Here is a 19413-nt window from a genome sequence, read left to right as displayed (position 1 = left end):
AAGATTGGGACAGAAACGGGATTTACAAGGTTGCGACGTTGCGTTCGGCAAAACAGCGCCGGTATCACAGCGGCCAGATCAGCGGGATCAGCAGCGAGGCCAGCAGGCCGACCGTCAGGTTCAGCGGGATGCCAACCTTCATGAAATCGGTGAACCGGTAGCCGCCAGGGCCGTAAACCATCATGTTGGTCTGATAGCCGATAGGTGTCGCGAACGAGGCCGAGGCGGCGACCATAACGGCAACAACCAGCGGGCGCGGATCAATGCCCACCGCCTGCGCCAAACCGATGGCAATGGGGGTCACAACCACCGCCACCGCGTTGTTGGACACCAGCTCGGTCAGGACCGAGGTCAGAAGGTAAACCGCCCAGATGATCAGGAAGGGCGGCAGCAGCCCCAGCGACGGCGCGATGGCTTCCACAATCAGCGATACTGCGCCCGAGGCATCCAGCGCCGCCCCGATAGCCAGCATGGCAAAGATCAGCGCCAACAGGCGGCCTTCGACAAAGGAAAACGCCTCATCCGCGTCGATACAGCGGGTCAAAAGGACAATCGCAACCGCAAGGATCGACAGCAACAAAATAGGCGCCACGCCCAGCGCGGCCAGAGCGACGATCCCGATCAATGCGCCAATCGCAATCGGGGCATGGCTGCGGCGGAACGCTCGGGCCGAAGGTTGGCTGACATCGACCATATCCATTTCCGCCGCCAGACGCTGAATATCCGCCGGGGCCCCTTCCAACAGCAGCGTGTCACCAACACGCACCACCAGATCATCCAGCTGTCGCCCGATATTCTGATTCCGGCGATGTACGGCCAGAGTATAGACACCATACCGGCGACGCAGACGCATTGCGCCCAACGTGCGACCGACCATGCGGCATCCGGGGGTGATCAGAACCTCGACAGTTTTTGTCTCAACCGCCGAGACCTGATCAACGCGCTTCAGCTCTTTGTTGCTTTGCAGGCTGAGAAGCTCGGTCATTTCAGTGCGCAGAACCACCCGGTCACCGACGCGCAGCTCGATCCCTTTAAGGTTGCGCCGCAGGGACTCGTCGCCCCGAACCACGTCGATCAGACGTACGCCGGGGCGTTTGAACAGCTGGACCCCAGTGACCTCGCGCCCGATCAGGTTGCTGTCGGGGGGAATGACGGCCTCGGTAAAGAATTTCATCTTTGACCGGTCGCTGAGCAAGGTTGCCATGCTGTCGCGATCCGGTAGCAGGCGCGGGGCGATAAAACGCAGATAGACCATGCCATAAATGACCAGAGCGATGCCCAATGGCGTAACCTCGAAGATCGTGAACGCCGCCATGCCCTGCGCGCGGGCTACGCCATCCACCAGCAGATTGGTCGAGGTTCCGATCAGGGTCAGCGTACCGCCCAGAATGGCCGCATAACTCAGCGGGATCAGCAGTTTTGAGGCCGGAACGTTCAGCGTGCGCGCGATCTGGACGAAAACCGGGATCATCACCACAACGACCGGCGTATTCGACACAACCGCCGAGGCCAGCACAACAAACGCCATCAGCAGCCCAATGGCAATGCGCGGGTTCACCTGAGCCTGTTTCTGCGCGGTCGAGGTGAAGGCGTCCAGTGCTCCGGTGCGCACCAGCGCCCCCATGATGATGAACATCGCGGCAATGGTCCATGGGGCCGGGTTCGACAGGACGGCCAGCGCGCTTTGATAGGGCAAGATCCCAGTGACCAGCATCAGGGCAACGCCGCCAATGGCCACAACCTCGGTCGGGTAGACCTCGCGCAGGAACATGACGAACATGCCCGCAACGATCAAAAGCGCCAGAATTGCGCTGCCCGTATCTGTCAGTGAGAGGAATTGCATTCGTGGTATTCTGTCCGAACCCTGGCCCAAGCGCCTGATGGGTAGTTTCCCGCATTGCGCGGGGCAGAGCAAGCCTTTACGGCCCCGCCTGCTCTAACCGCCCACCGACGCGCACCATTCGCACGGTTTTTGCGCTGCCGTCCTGATCGTTGGTCTCGACGAATACACCGCTTAGCGTTGCCTCGCCATTCGCCGGGGTAAAGCGGGCCTTGGGCATGCCGGTGATGAAACGGCGCATCGGCTCGATTTTGTCCATGCCAATGACCGAGTCATAGTCGCCGCACATCCCCGCATCCGTCAGATAGGCGGTGCCACCGGGCAGGATTTGTGAGTCCGCCGTCGGCACATGCGTATGCGTTCCCACCACAAGGCTGGCGCGCTTGTCGCAATAATGGCCCATGGCCATCTTCTCGGACGTGGCCTCGCAGTGCATATCGACGATAATTGCGTTCGCCTGCCCGCCGCGCGGGTGGGATTTCAGGATCGGTTCAATGGCCGAAAACGGATCGTCGAAGGGCCGTTTCATGAAGACCTGCCCAAGCACCTGAACCACCAGCACCTTGCGGCCGCCAGGCGCATTGAACAGGCGATGCCCCCGACCCGGTGCGCCTTTGGCAAAGTTCACCGGGCGCACGATGCGCGGCTCTTTCTCGATGAATTGCAGCATGTCCTTCTGATCGAAGGCATGATCGCCCAGCGTCACACAATCCGCGCCCGCATCCAGCAACAGCTTGGCGTGATCGCCGGTCAGGCCCATCCCGTTCGAGGCATTCTCACCATTCACCACAACGAAATCCAGCCGCCAGTCTTCGCGCAGACGCGGCAGATGCTGCTGGATGGCCGTGCGTCCCGCGCGGCCCATGACGTCACCCAGAAAAAGTATCCTCATGCCAACCGTCCTAAGTGTGGTCAATGCCAAGCACAAGCGGTTAAACTATGGCGATAGAGCGCAAAACTGCATCGGACAGGAGAGATTTATGACCCGCTACCTCATTTCGGTTGCCATGCTTATCCCTCTGGCGGCCTGCGATCAGCCTTCGGAACAATCGACCGAACTTGCCAATCCGGCGGCGACCTACTGCGTCGAAAAAGGCGGGCAGTACGAGATACAGGACAGCGCGGACGGTCAAACAGGGACCTGCACCTTGCCCGATGGCTCAACACAAGATGCGTGGGAGTATTTCCGGGCAGAGAATATGGGTTAGGGTCCGAAACTCAGCACCCGGCTTTCGGTGATGACCATGTCCAGCGGCTGATCGGTCGGTTCCAGCGGCAGCCCGTCGGCCTCTTGCGCATCGAAGGCGAACCCTATGGCCAGCGTCGGATGCTTGGCACGCAGCCCTTCCAGTGTACGGTCGTAGAACCCGCCGCCATAGCCCAGGCGGCCACCCTGCGCATCGAAAGCCACCAGCGGGACGATCAGGATCTCGGGGTCGAAATAGTCGTCAATCTCGGGCACTTTTGCCCCGAAAGGCCCGTCTTTCAGCACGCCTTCGGGCGTCCAGCGCGAGAACTTGAGCGCCTGACCGGCGGCTTGAATCACAGGCACACCGACCGGACCATAGGCCGAGGCCTCGGCCATGGCGGGCAGCGGATCAATCTCGGTTCGGATCGGCATGTAGCCCGACAGCGGCACACCGCGGTAGCCAGCCAGCACTTCGGACAGACGCCCAGCGGCGCCGGGCAGGCGCGCGTCAAACGCGGCTTTGCGGCGTGCGAACGCCGCTTTGCGCGCTGCGGCCTTGATTTCAGTCAGATCGGTCACAAAAGCACCACGCTGGCCAGCCCCAAGAAAATGAAGAAACCCATCACATCCGTTGTGGTTGTCACAAAGGTCCCCGATGCCAGAGCCGGGTCAACGCCCATTCGGTCCAGCAAGACCGGTACTACCGTACCCGCAAAGCCCGCGATGATCATGTTCACGACCAAGGCTGATCCAATCACGACGCCCAGCAGCGGCGAGTCGAACCACAGCATCCCAACCGTCCCCAGAACGATGGCAAAACACAGCCCGTTGAGCATGCCGACCAACAGCTCTCGCCGGATCACACGCCCCACGTTTGAACCGGTCAGGTCGCGCGTGGCCAACGCCCGCACCGCAACGGTCAGCGACTGCGTACCCGCATTGCCGCCCATCGAGGCCACAATCGGCATCAGGATCGCCAGTGCCACCAGTTGATCAATCGCCGCCTCGAACTGCGAAATCACCAGCGAGGCACAAATGGCCGTACACAGATTCACCGCCAGCCACGGCAGACGCCGACGACTGGTCGCGGCCACACTATCCGACAGAGAGCTTTCGTCGCTGACACCGGCCAGACGCAGGATGTCTTCCTCGTGTTCCTCATCCAGAACCACCATGGCGTCGTCGATGGTGATCACCCCGACCAAACGGCCATCGGCGTCAACCACGGGGGCCGAGATCAGGTGGTACTGGTTGAACGCATAGGCCACATCCTCTTCGTCCTGATCGACGGGAATGATGTGGAATTCCTCCTCGGTCAGATCCAGCAACGGAACCTCGCGCCGCGTCGCCATCAACTTGCCCAGCGTGACCTGAGCAATAGGTTTCAGGCGCGGGTCGACCAGAACGACGTGGTAGAATTGCTCGGGCAGATCATCATTGGCGCGCATGAAGTCGATGGCCTGACCCACGGTCCAATGCTCGGGCGCCATGACGACCTCGCGCTGCATAAGGCGACCGGCCGAGTTTTCGGGGTAGGACAACGCCTGCTCTGCCGCCAAACGCTCGGAATCCTCCAGCGCGTCCAGGATGGTCTCCTGCTGGGGTTCCTCAAGGTCTTCCAGCAGGTCAACGACATCGTCGCTTTCCATGTCCCGCACCGCTTCGGCCAGAACATCCGGCTTCAGAACACCGATGACCTCTTCCCGGACGGCTTCATCAAGTTCCGACAGAATGTCGCCGTCGAATTCCTTGTCATACAGGCGGATCAGGCGGGCGCGGTCATAGGGGTTGATTTGTTCCAGAAGGTCGGCGATGTCGGCGGCGTGCAGCGGCTCCATCAACTCGATCAGCTGGGACCGATCTTCCACATCCACCGCATAGAGAATCGCCGCCACGGTTCGGCGGTCCAGCGCATAGACGTCTTCGTCGGTGGCAGAGTCGGCTACGGGATCATCAAAGCCTGTCGTCATGTGCTGCTCCCGCTTATTTTGCCATTGGCCCTTAATTAGAAGAAGCAGCTACCGGAAAACAATGACAATGCGCCGATTTACCCACATCTTTCGCACGCCTATGCTGATCAACGGTCTCAAACAGCTAGGGAACAGGGCGAATGGCGCAAAAGACGCTTTTGAAAGGGCGCGTTCTGAGTTTCGACGGATCGCCGTTTGAAGGGGAGCCAACCGACGCGACCCGGCTGGACGAAGCCGTTCTGATCGAAGACGGGCGCGTTCAGGCCGTCGGCGCGCTGGACGCGCTGAGCAGCGCGCATCCGGATGCCGAAACGCGGGACTATGGCAACCATCTGATCATGGCGGGCTTTGTTGATCCCCACGTTCATTATCCGCAAACCGCAATGATCGCCAGCTGGGGCAAACGGCTGATCGATTGGCTGAACACCTATACGTTCCCCGAAGAGATGAAGTTCGGCGACACGGGCTATGCGACTGAGATTGCCAACCGCTATCTCGACCTGACAACGGCACATGGCACGACGACCATGTGCAGTTTCTGCACGATCCATCCCGAAAGCGTCGATGCGTTCTTCTCGGTCGCTCAACAGCGCGGCCAGCGGGTCGTCGCGGGCAAGACCTGTATGAACCGCAACACCCCCGAAGGGCTGCAGGACACCGCGCAGACAGCCTATGACCAGTCCGAGGCCCTGCTGGAGAAATGGCACCGCGTGGATCGGTTGTCCTACGCGATCACGCCGCGTTTTTCGCCCACCTCGACGCCCGAACAGCTTGAGGCTTTGGGGGCGCTTTGGGCCGAGCATCCGCATTGCCTGATGCAAACCCATCTGAGCGAGCAGACGGACGAGATCGAGTGGGTTCGGTCCCTGTTCCCCGACGCGCGGGATTATCTGGACACCTATGAGAAATTTGGACTGCTGGGTCAGAACGGCTTGTATGGCCACGTCATCCATTTGGAAGACCGCGAGCGCGACCGGTTGCGCGAGGTGGACGCGGCGCTGGTGCATTGCCCGACGTCGAACACTTTCATCGGCTCGGGTCTTTTTGACATGAACGGGCTGATCCATGACGGCCACCGGGTCGGGCTGGCCACCGATACGGGCGGCGGGTCCAGCTTTTCGATGCTGCGCACGATGGCCGCCGCTTACGAGATCGGCCAGTTGCGCGGCCGCCCCCTGCACCCGGCGCAGTTGCTGTGGCTGGGTACAGTCGGTTCGGCGCGGACACTGCGGATGGAGGATTGCATCGGCAATATTGCTCCGGGGATGGAGGCGGATCTGATTGTGATCGACCTTGCCTCGACCCCGGCGATTGCCCAGCGTGAGGCCCACGCAGATGATCTGTGGGAGGCCGTGTTTCCGACCATCATGATGGGCGACGACCGCGCCATTGCCGACGTCTGGATCGGAGGCACGCAAGCCGCTTGCTGAATGCGCCTGCGGCGCATGCCTCCGGCGGAGATATTTTTAGCCAGATGAAGGGCGGATCCCGCTATTGTGCAAGCGCGCGCGCCAGACGGTTTTGGGTTTCGATGGCGCGTGGCAGGTCGATTGTTGTGATCTGACCGCCCCTCACGATCTGACGTCCTTCGACAAACAGGTGTCTGACCTGCATCGGTCCGGCCAGCAGCAGGGCCGCCGGATCCCAACTGCCCGCGCTTTCGATGCAGCGCGTATCCCACACGGCGATGTCGGCCCGTTTGCCCGGCATCAGCCGCCCGCAATCGGGCCGTCCCAGCACATCCGCGCCGCCTCGGGTCGCGATCTCAAGCGCTTCGCGGGCGGACATGGCGTCGGCACCGTTGGCGACACGTTGCAGTAACATCGCCTGCCGCGCCTCGAGCATCAGGTTGCCGTTGTCATTGCTGGCCGACCCGTCCGCGCCCAGACCAACCTTCACCCCGTGATCGCGCATGGTTCGAACCGGCGCGATGCCCGAGCCGAGACGGCAATTGGAGCACGGGCAATGGGCGACGCCTGTTCCGGTTTCCGAGAACAGGTTGATTTCAGCCCCGTCCAGCTTGACGCAATGGGCGTGCCAGACATCGGGACCGGTCCAGCCCAGATCCTCGGCATATTGTCCGGGGCGACAGCCGAATTGCGCCTGGGAATAGGCGATATCCTCGTCATTCTCGGCAAGATGGGTGTGCAGCATGACGCCCTTGTCGCGCGCCAGAAGGGCCGCATCGCGCATCAGATCGCGGCTGACCGAGAAGGGCGAACAGGGTGCGAGGCCGACGCGGCACATCGAGCCTTCGCTGGGGTCGTGAAAGGCATCGACCACGCGGATCATATCGTTCAGGATATCATTTTCGGCTTCGACCAGACTGTCCGGCGGCAGGCCGCCATCGCTTTCACCGATGCTCATCGCACCGCGGGTGGGGTGAAAGCGCAGGCCGAGTTCCGAGGCTGCGGCAATCGTGTCCTCAAGCCGCGCGCCATTTGGGTACAGGTACAGGTGATCGGAACTGAGCGTGCAGCCGGACAGCACCAGCTCTGCCAGCCCGATCTGGGCCGAGGTAAACATCTCATCCGGCCCGAAGCGGGCCCAGATCGGGTAGAGCGTTTGCAGCCAGCCAAACAGCAATGCGTCCTGTCCGCCCGGAACCGCGCGGGTCAGGGTTTGATAGAGGTGATGATGCGTGTTCACCAGACCCGGCGTCACCACGCAGCCCTTGGCATTGTGCACTTCGCCTGTTGTTGTCAGCCCATGGCCAAGCTGCGCGATCTGGCCGTCGCGGATCAGAATGTCGGCACTGGTCAATTCGCGGCGGTCGTCATCCATAGTCAGGATGGTATCGGCGTTTTTGATGAGAATTTCGGTCATATCAGCACTCCTGCATCTGCCCGTCTCATGCAAGGAGTGTGCGGCCGGTGGAAAACGGGCGTAAGAACCGGCTGTTGCTTACTGTAATTGCAGGCCCGGCAAGCGGCAACCAATTTCAGTGGTTGCGCAGGATCTGCAAGGCTGCGGCGTGGATCTCGGCGTTGGCGGCGGCCAAAGCGCGGCCGCCATTATGGGCCGGCCCGCCCTGCCAATCGGTGACAATGCCGCCAGCGGCTTCGATCACAGCAATCGGCGCCTGTATGTCATAGGAATTCAATCCGGCTTCGATCACCAGATCCGCCTGCCCTGCCGCCAACAGAGCGTAGGCGTAGCAGTCCATCCCATAGCGCGTCAGCTTGACCTGTTTGGATACAGCTTCGAACCCCGCGCGATCCTGCGCCGTGCCGACCTCGGGGAAAGTTGTGAACAGGATTGCCTCGTTCAGCGTTTTTGTTTTGCGTGTCGCCAGATCAGATGTGCCCAACGGGCCCTTCAGTTGCGCTATGTCCGAGGATCCCATGAACCGTTCGCCGATATAGGGCTGATCGACCACACCCAGGAATGGCCCATCCGCTGTGCCCAGCGCGATCAGAACGCCCCAGGTCGGTGTGCCGCTGACGAACCCACGTGTGCCGTCAATCGGGTCCAGAACCCAGACGCGTCCGCTGCTGCCTTCGGTCTGGCCGTATTCTTCCCCCAGAATCCCATCATCCGGGCGGTGACGGCTGAGAACCTCGCGCATTGCCTGTTCCGCAGCGCGGTCCGCAACGGTGACCGGGTCGAACCCGTCTTCCAGCTTGTTCGAGGTTTCAAGATCGTGTTGGCGAAAATGCGGAAGAATAGCCGCGCGCGCCGCGTCGGCCATTGCTTCGGCTACATCCATGTCGGTCAAAGGCGTCTGGTGCATGGGCCACTGGTGCGGCCAACGCCCGGCAGAGTCAAGCGATCAGGCGACGTCGCTGAGAACCCGTGCCAGTTCAAACAGACGGCGGCGCTGGTTTTCCGGGATTGCGTAGTAAGAGCGCACCAGATCCAAGGCTTCCTTGTCCCCCATCAGGTCAGCAGGCACCGATTTCTTGTCCGACGGGCTTTTTTCTGCTTCTTCGATACCTTCAAAGAAAAAGCTGACCGGAACGTCCAATGCCTCGGCGATGTCCCACAGGCGGGATGCGCTGATTCGGTTGGCTCCGGTTTCGTATTTCTGGATTTGTTGAAACTTGATACCAACCTGCTGCGCCAATTGCTGCTGGGTCATCCCAATCAGCCAGCGGCGATGCCGAACGCGCTTGCCCACATGGACATCGACGTGATGAGTCATTGGTATTCTCCTTTACTACACAAACATCTGTACGGGATTGCGCGACGTCCGTGATCGCAACCTTAGCGAGCGGGCCTTAACCACTCCCTAACCTGGATCGTGCCACCCCCCGATTACAGCACTAGGTGCCTATATTGCTGCTTTTGGAATTTTTTTCAAGCTGGTTGAGTCATGCACCCGACATGGTGGTTTGTGGTTGTGTCCCTTTGGACCCTACACCATTGGTTGTATTCGACGGGCCGATTATTCCCGACGTGGCGTGCATATTGACAAGCGACGCGCGACGCGCGCCTATTTCCGCAAATCAAGGGGCGGTCAATCTATGCTGGCATATCGTGTTCAATCCGACGGCGCAGTCGCGCAATTATGTGAGGTCGAGGTTCCGGCCCCGTCTGCGGGTCAGGTGCGCGTTGCCATCAAGGCCTGCGGGCTGAATTTTGCAGACCTACTGATGCAGAAAGGCACCTATCAGGACACCCCCAAGACTCCGTTCACGCTGGGTCTGGAAATTGCCGGGGTGATCGAGTCGGCTGGCCCGGACATCACGCATCTCAAACAGGGCGACCGGGTCGCGGTTTACTCGGGTCAGGGTGGTTTGGCCGAGTTCGGGGTATTTGACGCAGATCGTGTGATCCCCCTGCCCGACACGACCAGTTTCGAGGATGCCGCTGCGATCCAGATCGCCTATGGCACCAGCCATCTTGCGCTGGATCACCGGGCCCGGCTGCAACCGGGCGAGACCTTGCTGGTCACCGGTGCCGCGGGCGGGGTTGGTCTGACGGCTGTCGAGGTTGGCAAGCTGATGGGCGCGACCGTGATCGCTCAGGCGCGGGGGGCCGAAAAGCTGGCCGTTGCAAAAGATGCGGGTGCGGATCACCTGATCGATGCGTCCGAGGATCTGCGTGAAACCGTCAAAGCACTGGGCGGTGCGGACGTTGTTTACGACGCCATTGGCGGCGACGTATTCAAGGCGGCCTTTCGCGCCACCAACCCTGAAGGTCGCTTGCTGCCCATTGGATTTGCCGGTGGCGAGGCTCCGCAAATCCCGGCCAATCATCTGTTGGTCAAGAACCTGACCGTGATCGGCTTTTACATCGGCGGCTATCTCAGCTTTCGCCCCAAGATCGTTCAGGACAGTTTCAAAACGCTGTTTCGCTGGCACAGCGAGGGCAAGATCAAACCGCATATCAGCCACACCCTGCCTCTGGCGGATGTGGCCGAGGGGATGCAATTGCTGAAAGAACGTAAATCCACCGGCAAGATCGTTATCACGATCTGAGCGCGCCTACCCGACGACCGCCCGCAACTGGCTGCCGCCCAACATGCGGAAGTTCTGCCGGACCAGTTGGGCCAATGCCTCGACAACCGGGTCACGCCCCGAATCGCCGCCGTAGAGGTTGATCATATGCGCGGGCAGGTCCGGAAGCGCACCGCCCGAGTCGATCTGTTCCAGATGCGCGGCCTCGGTCCCGTCCAGCATCGCGTGAACGGCCAGATCGGCGCTGACGGTGGCCTCGATGGTCCGGTCGTTTTCGGTTTCGACAGACAATTCCCACGGGATACCCGCCGCGTCCAGCGCTGCGATCACCTGCGGGCGGAACAGACACCGCCGCCCCAGCGCCAAGGGTAGCGGATTTTTACGCCAGGCAGACCCGCCCGGCGCGCCGATCCAGCGTAGCGGCAGTTCGGCAATCGTCTCAGCCCCGTCCGCCGAAGACGGTTCGGTGGTCAGGATCACATCGCACTCACCGCGTTTGAACATATCCTTCAACTGGAGTGAGTAGGACGAGACCAATTGCACTCGCACGCGTGGGAAGTCGGCATTGAACCGTTGCAGGACACGGGGAATCGCCGGGTAGACGATGTCATGGGGCACGCCCAGCACCACTTCGCCCTCAAACGCCTGATCAGTGAGTTTCGAAATCACCTCATCATTCAACGCAATCATCCGTCGGGCATAGGCCAGCAATTGCTCGCCCGAGGCTGTCAGCGCAATGGTTCGACCGCTGCGGTCCAGCAGTTCAAGGCCCAGAAGCTCCTCCAACCGTTTCAACTGCATTGAAACTGCGGATTGGGTCAGGTGAAGGAATCCGGCTGCGCGGGTTACACCACCCTGATCTGCCACGGCCACGAAAGAGCGCAGGGTTGTAATGTCCAGATTTCGCATCTTCACGATTCCTTATGGGTTACATCATAAATATTCGTTTTCAAAATATGACATGCTTTGCCATATCAATCAAGGAAGTTGATCGATGGCGACAAATCCATCGAAAATCGCAGAAAGGACAATTGCTATGACCCAAATTGCAATCCATCACAGCTGCAAACCCGCCAAACGCTCGTTCGTTTCCTTGGTGCTTCAGGCGCTTTCGGTGAAGCGTCAGCGTCGCAAACTGGCGCAACTGGACGATGCCGCGCTGAAAGACATTGGCATTACCCGCGCCGAAGCCTCGGCAGAAGCGGATCGGTTTTTCTGGGATGCGCCGCAAATCTGGAAAAGATGACCCGGATGGTCATGTTTTCCCGAGCGATTGGTGACGCAGTGTCGCCTGTCGCTCGTTTTGTTGGGTGTTTTCGTCGGTTTTCCGCCGGAAAGTCTTGAAACACAGCCATTAGTTGCCGATATTTGAGGGGAAAACCGCCCCGCCCCGTCGGGGCGTTCTAACAGGACGATAAGGGAGACCCTTTGATGGCACAATTCGACACGATCCGGACGGTATCCGGCGCGCGCGCCGCCGAGATTGATCAGGGCCTGCGCGCCCATATGAACAAAGTCTACGGCACAATGTCCGTCGGCATGCTGATCACGGCGCTGGCCGCTTGGGCAATTGCCGGTCTTGCCGTAACCAGCGATCCGACCAATGCGGTCGCTCAGATCGGCGCTGATCGCTATCTGACCAGCCTCGGTGGCACCCTGTTCCTGACACCGCTGAAATGGGTTGTCATGTTTGCACCGCTGGGCTTCCTGCTGTTTGGCTGGGGCGCTTTGATGCGGCGCGGATCGGCTGCGGCTGTGCAACTGGGCTTTTTCATCTTCGCCGCCGTTATGGGCGTTTCGATGAGCTCGATCTTCATGGTCTTTACGCCCTATTCGATCACGCAGACCTTCCTGGTGACCGCAATCGCCTTCGCCGGCCTCAGCCTGTACGGTTACACCACCAAGCGTAACCTCAGCGGCATGGGCACCTTCCTGATGATGGGCGTGATCGGTCTGCTGGTTGCCATGATCATCAACCTGTTCCTGCAGTCGGGCGTGATGATGCTGGCCATCTCGGCCATCGGCATCCTGATCTTTGCCGGTCTGACCGCGTTCTACACGCAGGACATCAAGAACACCTATGTGGCACACGCCGCACATGGCGATCAGGAATGGCTGGACAAAGCTGCCTTTGACGGCGCGCTGAGCCTGTATATCTCGTTCCTGAACATGTTCCAGTTCCTGCTGATGTTCATGGGGCAACAGGAATAACGACTGCAAGGCAAGACAAATACGATGGGCCGGTCAGTGACCGGCCCTTTTCTTTTGCCCTCTGTCCAACAAACAAAAACCCCCGCTGCGGAAGCGGGGGCTGTAATTCCAAATCGTCTAAGTTGTCAGCTGCAGTTCAATGGCACCGCAAACCCGCTGCTCCGCTCGGACGAGCCTTTGCGGAACACGTCCCCCGCAGGAAGGCATCCGGTAAAGCGCTCAGTCTCGCTGCCGAAGGTTGCACCGATCGAATTGTCAACGCGGGTGCTGTTGTTGGATGTGCGCAGCACTCCGAAAAGCGTGCCATTCACGTTGACCGTGCTCAGGAACAGGTTGGTATCGCTGCCCGACAGTTGTACGGCGGTGTCCGGGTTCCGGCCACCATTGTCGATGGCAACACTGGCCACCTTGTTCGGATCGACCTGATCCGAGAGAACTGTAACGGTTGGCAATTCGGCCAGTTCAGCCGGGATATTCGTTGCGGGCGGGACAAAGGCCACCGCGCCCGGCACGTCGGAAATGGTGCGGGGTTCGCCATCAATTCCAGTAAACCCAACACCTTGGCGGTTGAACGGGTCTTCACAAGCCGTAAGGGTCAGAACGGCAATTGTGGATAACAAGATTTTTTTCATGGCGGTCAACATTTTGTGGCGGTTTGCTCAACCGTAAGTGCAGCGGGTTGCAAAAAGCAAGCCGCCGCCCAAACGATTGCCCCTTGCCCTGATGCGCGGCTGCAACGGACTGTGCGATTTAGCAGTCGTTGAATGACATCAATACCAGCACGAAAAAAGGCCCTGCCGCAGCAGAGCCTTTCCCGAAAGTCAGTTCAGAATGGCAGATTACTTGATCTTGCCTTCCTTGTACTCGACATGCTTCCGAACGACCGGGTCGTATTTACGAATGGTCATTTTCTCGGTCATGGTGCGTGCGTTCTTCTTGGTCACGTAGAAGTGGCCCGTGCCCGCGGTCGAGTTCAGACGGATCTTGATTGTCGTCGGCTTCGCCATGGTTGATCTCCTGCGTCCGAAAAGGCAGGGGCCTTTCGGTTGAATTCCTATGAGCGTGCGCTTTTACGCGCTGCACCGCCCATGTCAAGGCCAATCGGCCTCGTGTCGTTCAGGATTCGCGCCCATCCTCAGGCGGACAAGGTCGGGGCGCCCATATAGGCGTGAATCTGGTCCCGTTCCGCGTCGGACAAGCCCAGCGCAGTGGCCAGTTGCAGCAGATACGCCGCCTCACGCTCGTTATCCAGCCGAATCGCCGCCAGGGATGTGGCATAGATCTGCGTTTTGAGCGGCCCACCCGAAGCCGCCGCCAGCCCCATGACATCGACCGGGGATTCGAGCTGTTCCAGAACAAAGGCGCGTTCTTCGTCGCTAATGTCGTCGCCCAACTCTCCGATGATGGTCTGTTTCTCTTGCTCGTCCAGCTCTCCGTCGGATTTCGCGGCCTGGATCATGGCGCGTAGCATCAGTTTGGCTTGCTCTTCCATCGCGGCCCCGGCGGGCGTGCCGCTGAACACCGTCTCCATCATGTCGGCCGTTTGCTGGCTGCCGGTCTTAGCAGCACCCTGCATGGCGTTCAGAAGGCCACCCAGACCAGCAGCACCGGCGGCCCCACCGCCCAGCCCCATCTTGCCGATCATGTCCTGCAAACCCGACGCACCGCCCGGCATCCCGAACTGCTCGGCCATTTTGCCAAGCTGGTCCATGCCAAAGCCACCGCCGGACCCTTGCATCATTTTCTGCAACCCGGCCATGCCGCCCATTTCCTTGTATTTTTCCATTCCCTTGGCCGCCGCAAAACCCACGGCGACCGATGCCAATGCCTTCATGAAACTCATAACAATCCTCCCGGGTTCACTAATCCCTGTTTACAAGCGTAGCAGCGGAACAGGGTTGAGAACACCATTTGCGAGGTTCTGGGCGGATCGCCACTTATAGGTTAGCCGGATTTTGGATACGCGCGGAGGGCCTGTAAGCCGGATCTTGTTCCGGGGTTGCCCCCTTCGATGACCATTCCTCTAGGCCGTGCATTGCTGCGCGGCTCAAGCTGCCAACCCGGTCCCTCTCGGCCAAGACGCGCTTAGCGGCGGTATCGGCTGACGCCGACCGGCCCGCGCGGGGACCCTATTTGGCATTGCTCCCGGTGGGGCTTGCCGTGCCGCCCCTGTTGCCAGGGGCGCGGTGGGCTCTTACCCCACCGTTTCACCCTTACCTTCGACCGAAGTCGCAGGCGGTCTGATTTCTGTGGCGCTTTCCGTCGGGTTGCCCCGCCCGGGCGTTACCCGGCACCGTTGTCTTGTGGAGTCCGGACTTTCCTCTCGGGTCTTGCGACCCCAGCGGCCATCCGGCCCTCCGCGCGTGGGTTGGGTATGCGCAGTGATTGACGGCGTCAAGAGTGGATAGGGTGCTGAAGGGGCCAGCCCCTTCTTGGCCTACGGACAATTCATCCCCGGGATATTTTTAGCCAGATGAAGGGCGGATCAAGTCTGTGGGCCAGACCTGATGAGCGGAGTCAGATCAGCGGGTTCCAGCGGACCTTTGGCCCAAGGTCGGTATCGCAGGCGGACAGCGGCGAGAAGGGTGTCGTCATCGACATCTGCCGTAAAACCTGCGTATTGGGCCAGGGTGCGGAATGCCTGTGGGGGTGGGCCTGGTAAGTTTGGACCCTTACCACGCTTACCGGCCAGACATTGCTTTTCGAGGCGCTGCCAATCGAATCGGGGGCCGGGGTCGATCTTCCGACCCGGAGCCATGTCGGAATGGCCGATGACATTCTCAGGCCGAACGGGCCAACGTGCCATGATGCCCTTTATCACCCCCTCCAAGGTAGTCATCTGAGGGTCGGAAAACGGGTGCGCGCCCGTATTGTCCAGCTCGACCCCGATGGAGCGCGAGTTGATGTCGTCCTGACCGCGCCATTCACCCGCCCCGGCGTGCCAGGCGCGATCCTGTTCGCGCACCATCTGCCATAGCGTGCCGTCATTGCCGATAAGGTAATGCGCCGAGACCTCGGCCTGTGGATCGCAGAGCCGGTCCAGCGCAGCCCTTGCGCTGTCCATAGCGGTATAGTGCAGGACGATAATGCCCGGTGTCAGCCCATCCCGGCGCGGACCGAAATTGGGTGAAGGATGCCAGACGGCGGACGGGTGATCAGTTGCTGACGGCACTGCGGAACGGGCTGGGATCCCAGCCGCAGGCATAGCCATCGCCATCGGGGTCCAGCCCCTTGCGGTCGCGCTGCGGGCCGCCATTGGACAGGAACTCGATCTGAGCCTGATCCGCCGATGGGAAGCGCGCGCAGTTGCGTTGGGCCTTGGCCTGCAGGTTAAACCCCGCACGACTATAGAGCTGTGTGCCAACAGGGTTCGACGTGCTGAGCGCATATTGCACGATGTTGGGTTGACCGTCCGCACCACGCTCGGGCACGGCGGTCGGGGCGACCAGTTCGTAGGTCTGGCGGTTCTGCTCGATCCGGGCGGCGTCGGATTCGATGCTGCGACGCTCGGACACCGCGGCAAAGTCCTGTTCATCGGAAATTGCGGGGTTGCCGGGCGCAGGTACCGTTGCCTGCCCCGAAGTGCTGGCCAGCGCCGCCGCAGCCTGGTTCGCGATATCTGCGTTTTCGCCCGTCGCCACGGCGGTGCCGGGCGCGCCCAATGGCTGCTGCGATACGTCGACCGGGGCCAGCAACGGGTTGCCTGCAATGCCCTGTCCGGCCAGTTGCGCCTCACGCTGGGCCTGGTATTCCGGCGTGTTGAACCCTGTGCCCTGAACCGGTGCAACCGTGTTACAGGCCGCCACCAGGGCAACAAAAGGGATCACTGGCAAAAGACGCATATAACCGCTCCGATACAGGTGAACTGGCAGCCCGAGGCTTACCACCATTTCGCTGGTTTTGCCACAAACCCGGCGGCGTTTTCCAGCGCGTAGGCGGTGTTGAGCAGATCGCCTTCGTCCCACGGGCGTCCGATCAGTTGCAGACCCAGCGGCAGCCCTTGTTTATCGAGCCCCGCGGGCACCGAGATACCCGGCAAACCGGCAAGGTTCACAGTCACTGTAAAGACGTCGTTCAAGTACATTTGAACAGGATCAGCCTCGGTCATCTCGCCCAGACCAAAGGATGCCGAGGGCGTGGCCGGGGTCAGGATCGCGTCGACGCCTGCGGCGAAGACATCCTCGAAGTCTTTCTTGATCAGGGTGCGGACGCGGCGGGCGCGGTTGTAGTAGGCGTCGTAGAAACCTGCGGACAGAACGTAGGTGCCGACCATCACGCGGCGCTGCACCTCGTGGCCGAACCCTTCGGCGCGGGTCTTTTCGTACATCTCGGTGATGCCGTCGCCCTGTGCCAGCGTCGCGCGGCGGCCATAGCGGACACCGTCATAACGCGCGAGGTTTGAGGATGCCTCGGCAGGCGCAATCACATAATACGCAGGCAGCGCGTATTTGGTGTGCGGCAGCGAGATGTCGACGATTTCGGCCCCTGCGTCTTTCAGCATCGCCGCACCGTCGGCCCACAGCTTTTCGATCTCGGCGGGCATCCCGTCCATGCGGTATTCCTTGGGGATGCCGATCTTTTTGCCCTTGATGTCGCCGGTCAGCATCGCCTCGAAATTCGGGACGGCCAGTTCGGTGCTGGTGGAATCCTTTGGGTCGTGACCGCACATCGCCTCAAGCATGATGGCCGCATCGCGAACATTCTTGGTCATCGGTCCGGCCTGATCCAGCGAAGAGGCAAAGGCCACGATGCCCCAGCGCGAGCAGCGGCCATAGGTTGGCTTGATGCCGGTGATGCCGGTAAAGGCGGCGGGCTGACGGATCGAACCACCGGTATCGGTGCCGGTTGCGGCCAGACACAGGTCAGCGGACACAGCCGAGGCCGAACCGCCCGAGGAACCGCCCGGTGTCAGTTGCGCGTCGTCATTGCCGCGCCGCCACGGGCTGACCGCGTTGCCGTAAACCGAGGTTTCGTTGGACGACCCCATCGCGAACTCGTCCATGTTCAGCTTGCCCAGCATCACGGAACCCGCATCTGCCAGTTTCTGCGATACGGTGGATTCGTATTCCGGCTTGAAACCTTCCAGAATTTTCGAGGCCGCCTGCGAGGGCACGCCCTTGGTGCAGAACAGATCCTTGATGCCGATCGGCAGACCGCACATCGACGGCGCGTCGCCGCCCTTGATCCGCTCATCAGCCGCCTTGGCACGCTCCAGCGCGATTTCGGGTGTCTTGTGGACAAAAGCGTTCAGCGCGTCGGCCTCGTCAATGGCCTTGAGGCAGGATTCGGTCAGTTCAACCGAGGTCACGTCACCCTTACGCAGCGCGTCGCGGGCCTCGGCCAGGCCCAGTTTGTTCAGATCGCTCATGTCTTACTCCACCACTTTGGGGACTGCGAAGAACCCTTCGCGCGCGTCGGGGGCGTTGGCCAGAACCTTGTCCTGCTGACTTCCGTCCGTGACCACATCCTGACGACGTTTCAGGCGCATCGGCTCGACCGAAACCATCGGCTCGACGCCCTCGACATCAACCTCGTTCAACTGCTCGATGAACCCCAGGATAGTGTTGAACTCGGATGCCAGCGCCGGCAGGGCGTCATCCTCGACCTTGATCCGGGCCAGTTTGGCCACCTTGGCGGCGGTGCTTTGGTCAATCGACATCGGAAAACCTCATATACGCTCAGGGGGGCATTTACCCGTCTGTTGCAGCAGTCGCAAGACCGGCAGGCCCCTGCACAGCATGTGATTCACACCCCCGCAAATCGCTTGCCATTCAATCTTGCATACCCGCTATGCAAAAAAGTAAACCGTTTAGTTCATTTTATGACTTGAAAAACTGAACTGTACTGTTCATTTTACATCTCACAAGACAACACAAACCGGAGACTGAAAATGAAAAGCCTCATCGCAGCCGTCACTTTGTCCGCCACTCTTCTGGCCGCGCCGGCCATGGCTTTGGGCATCGACTCCACCAACCTGACCCGCAACCTGAGCTTCCCCTCCCCTGTCTCGGAACCGGTCACGCAGGATCAGGTCAAGCCGGGCAAGTAACCAGCCCGCCTCGGCCGGGTCAGAGGCCCCCCGTCTGACCCGGCCCTGTGCATTTGGGTGCTGCACCTTCTGCGGCATCACGCTACGGTGGCTTTGAAAATCAATCGGATGATCAACGCAAAACGCGCATCCGCAAAGCCAACGGAGCAAGACATGAGCGCGCGCAAGCAAGCGGTTCTGGACGCAATTGATGCGGCCAATGCAAAAGATCCCAATCTCGACGATGGCCAACCCGAAGCGCTGCTGTATGGCACGCGCATGAGCGCCGAGTTGGAGCGGCTGTTCCCCGATGCCTCGGACGCGCTGCAAATCGCGGCGCGCGGTCAACATGTCGAACGTTGGAAGCTGGCGCGCACGGAATACCCCGAAGGACGAGCCGGGTATCTGGCCTGGCGCAAAGCGCAGGGCGAACATCATGCAGATGTGGTGATGTCCCTGATGACCGAGGGTGGGTATAGCGAAGAAGAGGCCGAAGCCGCCGGACGGATGCTGCGCAAGCAGGGTATTAAACGTGTCTCCGAGGTTCAGGCGCTGGAGGACGTGATCTGCTTTGTGTTCCTCAAGTGGTATTTCCAACCTTTCGCCGGCAAGCATTCGGCTGAGAAAATCCAAAGCATTGTCGAGAAAACGGCCCGCAAGATGTCCGCAGGCGGGCGCGCGCGGGTGTTGGCAGAGTTCGACCTGCCCGAGCATTTGGCCGCCGCTTTCCGGGCCTGACGCAAACCTGTTCGTGTTTTTGATGCGGTTAATCG

General features: G+C 60.5%; 22 protein-coding genes and 1 other RNA gene. 7 read left to right on the top strand and 16 right to left on the bottom strand.

Annotated features, from left to right (window positions below):
* Positions 1 to 64: 64 nt before the first annotated feature.
* Together ACR0MO_RS15765 and ACR0MO_RS15760 are read right to left on the bottom strand one after the other, a co-directional pair.
* A complete protein-coding gene (locus ACR0MO_RS15765) occupies positions 65 to 1843 on the bottom strand; it encodes an SLC13 family permease (protein WP_170519942.1) in 1779 nt (592 codons plus the stop codon).
* 76 nt (positions 1844 to 1919) lie between these two features.
* Entirely contained in the window at positions 1920 to 2732 is an 813-nt protein-coding gene (locus ACR0MO_RS15760) for a TIGR00282 family metallophosphoesterase (RefSeq protein WP_170519937.1), read from the bottom strand.
* Positions 2733 to 2820: 88 nt separating this feature from the next.
* Between ACR0MO_RS15760 and ACR0MO_RS15755 the strand changes: the two genes are divergently transcribed.
* Positions 2821 to 3048, top strand: a complete 228-nt coding sequence (locus ACR0MO_RS15755; protein WP_170519934.1) for a DUF333 domain-containing protein — start codon at positions 2821 to 2823, stop codon at positions 3046 to 3048.
* On the opposite strand, the gene ACR0MO_RS15750 is transcribed toward ACR0MO_RS15755, so the two are convergent.
* Positions 3045 to 3608, bottom strand: coding sequence for a 5-formyltetrahydrofolate cyclo-ligase (locus ACR0MO_RS15750; RefSeq protein WP_170519931.1), 564 nt, complete (start codon positions 3606 to 3608; stop codon positions 3045 to 3047). The genes ACR0MO_RS15755 and ACR0MO_RS15750 overlap by 4 nt on opposite strands.
* A complete protein-coding gene (gene mgtE, locus ACR0MO_RS15745) occupies positions 3605 to 4999 on the bottom strand; it encodes a magnesium transporter (protein WP_480882878.1) in 1395 nt (464 codons plus the stop codon). The genes ACR0MO_RS15750 and mgtE overlap by 4 nt, the downstream gene beginning before the upstream one ends.
* A 140-nt stretch (positions 5000 to 5139) precedes the next feature.
* On the opposite strand from mgtE, the gene guaD reads away from it, so the two are divergent.
* The gene (gene guaD, locus ACR0MO_RS15740; RefSeq protein WP_170624388.1) at positions 5140 to 6429 is read left to right on the top strand and encodes a guanine deaminase; all 1290 of its coding nucleotides are present in this window, start codon (positions 5140 to 5142) and stop codon (positions 6427 to 6429) included.
* Positions 6430 to 6490: 61 nt separating this feature from the next.
* Here the strand turns inward: guaD and ACR0MO_RS15735 are convergent, their stop codons facing one another.
* From ACR0MO_RS15735 to ACR0MO_RS15725, 3 genes are all read right to left on the bottom strand, one after another.
* Positions 6491 to 7825, bottom strand: coding sequence for an 8-oxoguanine deaminase (locus tag ACR0MO_RS15735; RefSeq protein WP_170624390.1), 1335 nt, complete (start codon positions 7823 to 7825; stop codon positions 6491 to 6493).
* A gap of 115 nt (positions 7826 to 7940) precedes the next feature.
* A complete protein-coding gene (hisN, locus tag ACR0MO_RS15730) occupies positions 7941 to 8732 on the bottom strand; it encodes a histidinol-phosphatase (RefSeq protein WP_170624392.1) in 792 nt (263 codons plus the stop codon).
* Between the two features lie 39 nt (positions 8733 to 8771).
* Positions 8772 to 9143 carry a helix-turn-helix domain-containing protein gene (locus ACR0MO_RS15725; RefSeq protein ID WP_480892201.1) on the bottom strand — a complete coding sequence of 124 codons (372 nt, stop codon included), beginning with the start codon at positions 9141 to 9143 and terminating at the stop codon, positions 8772 to 8774.
* 322 nt (positions 9144 to 9465) lie between these two features.
* Between ACR0MO_RS15725 and ACR0MO_RS15720 the strand changes: the two genes are divergently transcribed.
* The gene (locus tag ACR0MO_RS15720) at positions 9466 to 10422 is read left to right on the top strand and encodes an NADPH:quinone oxidoreductase family protein (protein WP_170454948.1); all 957 of its coding nucleotides are present in this window, start codon (positions 9466 to 9468) and stop codon (positions 10420 to 10422) included.
* Positions 10423 to 10428: 6 nt separating this feature from the next.
* On the opposite strand, the gene ACR0MO_RS15715 is transcribed toward ACR0MO_RS15720, so the two are convergent.
* Entirely contained in the window at positions 10429 to 11310 is an 882-nt protein-coding gene (locus ACR0MO_RS15715; RefSeq protein WP_170454950.1) for a LysR family transcriptional regulator, read from the bottom strand.
* A 127-nt stretch (positions 11311 to 11437) separates the two neighbouring features.
* Here ACR0MO_RS15715 and ACR0MO_RS15710 point away from each other — a divergent pair, with 127 nt between their 5' ends.
* Positions 11438 to 11647, top strand: coding sequence for a YjiS-like domain-containing protein (locus ACR0MO_RS15710; protein ID WP_170454952.1), 210 nt, complete (start codon positions 11438 to 11440; stop codon positions 11645 to 11647).
* Between the two features lie 185 nt (positions 11648 to 11832).
* Complete coding sequence (locus tag ACR0MO_RS15705; protein WP_170454955.1) at positions 11833 to 12612, top strand: Bax inhibitor-1/YccA family protein; 780 nt, start codon at positions 11833 to 11835, stop codon at positions 12610 to 12612.
* A 125-nt stretch (positions 12613 to 12737) separates the two neighbouring features.
* Here ACR0MO_RS15705 and ACR0MO_RS15700 read toward each other — a convergent pair whose 3' ends face one another.
* From ACR0MO_RS15700 to gatC, 8 genes are all read right to left on the bottom strand, one after another.
* Positions 12738 to 13244 carry a hypothetical protein gene (locus ACR0MO_RS15700; RefSeq protein WP_170454957.1) on the bottom strand — a complete coding sequence of 169 codons (507 nt, stop codon included), beginning with the start codon at positions 13242 to 13244 and terminating at the stop codon, positions 12738 to 12740.
* Positions 13245 to 13451: 207 nt separating this feature from the next.
* The gene (gene rpmG / locus ACR0MO_RS15695) at positions 13452 to 13619 is read right to left on the bottom strand and encodes a 50S ribosomal protein L33 (protein ID WP_037309480.1); all 168 of its coding nucleotides are present in this window, start codon (positions 13617 to 13619) and stop codon (positions 13452 to 13454) included.
* A 128-nt stretch (positions 13620 to 13747) separates the two neighbouring features.
* On the bottom strand, positions 13748 to 14455 hold the full coding sequence (locus ACR0MO_RS15690; RefSeq protein WP_170519915.1) for a DUF533 domain-containing protein: 708 nt from the start codon (positions 14453 to 14455) through the stop codon (positions 13748 to 13750).
* A 118-nt stretch (positions 14456 to 14573) separates the two neighbouring features.
* An RNA gene (gene rnpB / locus ACR0MO_RS15685) (RNase P RNA component class A) lies at positions 14574 to 14973 on the bottom strand.
* A gap of 124 nt (positions 14974 to 15097) precedes the next feature.
* Complete coding sequence (locus ACR0MO_RS15680; protein WP_480892198.1) at positions 15098 to 15817, bottom strand: N-acetylmuramoyl-L-alanine amidase; 720 nt, start codon at positions 15815 to 15817, stop codon at positions 15098 to 15100.
* Entirely contained in the window at positions 15768 to 16454 is a 687-nt protein-coding gene (locus ACR0MO_RS15675; protein WP_170454963.1) for a hypothetical protein, read from the bottom strand. The genes ACR0MO_RS15680 and ACR0MO_RS15675 overlap by 50 nt, the downstream gene beginning before the upstream one ends.
* A 38-nt stretch (positions 16455 to 16492) precedes the next feature.
* Positions 16493 to 17980 (bottom strand): Asp-tRNA(Asn)/Glu-tRNA(Gln) amidotransferase subunit GatA, encoded by a 1488-nt coding sequence (gene gatA / locus ACR0MO_RS15670; RefSeq protein WP_170454965.1) that lies wholly within the window; start codon positions 17978 to 17980, stop codon positions 16493 to 16495.
* A gap of 3 nt (positions 17981 to 17983) precedes the next feature.
* Positions 17984 to 18271 carry an Asp-tRNA(Asn)/Glu-tRNA(Gln) amidotransferase subunit GatC gene (gatC, locus tag ACR0MO_RS15665; RefSeq protein WP_170454967.1) on the bottom strand — a complete coding sequence of 96 codons (288 nt, stop codon included), beginning with the start codon at positions 18269 to 18271 and terminating at the stop codon, positions 17984 to 17986.
* Positions 18272 to 18502: 231 nt separating this feature from the next.
* Here gatC and ACR0MO_RS15660 point away from each other — a divergent pair, with 231 nt between their 5' ends.
* Together ACR0MO_RS15660 and ACR0MO_RS15655 are read left to right on the top strand one after the other, a co-directional pair.
* Positions 18503 to 18661, top strand: a complete 159-nt coding sequence (locus ACR0MO_RS15660) for a hypothetical protein (RefSeq protein WP_170454969.1) — start codon at positions 18503 to 18505, stop codon at positions 18659 to 18661.
* Between the two features lie 153 nt (positions 18662 to 18814).
* Complete coding sequence (locus tag ACR0MO_RS15655) at positions 18815 to 19378, top strand: DUF4202 domain-containing protein (protein ID WP_170454971.1); 564 nt, start codon at positions 18815 to 18817, stop codon at positions 19376 to 19378.
* The last annotated feature ends 35 nt before the right edge of the window (positions 19379 to 19413 follow it).

This window comes from Ruegeria sp. K5, from assembly GCF_056531805.1.
This window is presented reverse-complemented; position numbering and strand designations above follow the sequence as displayed.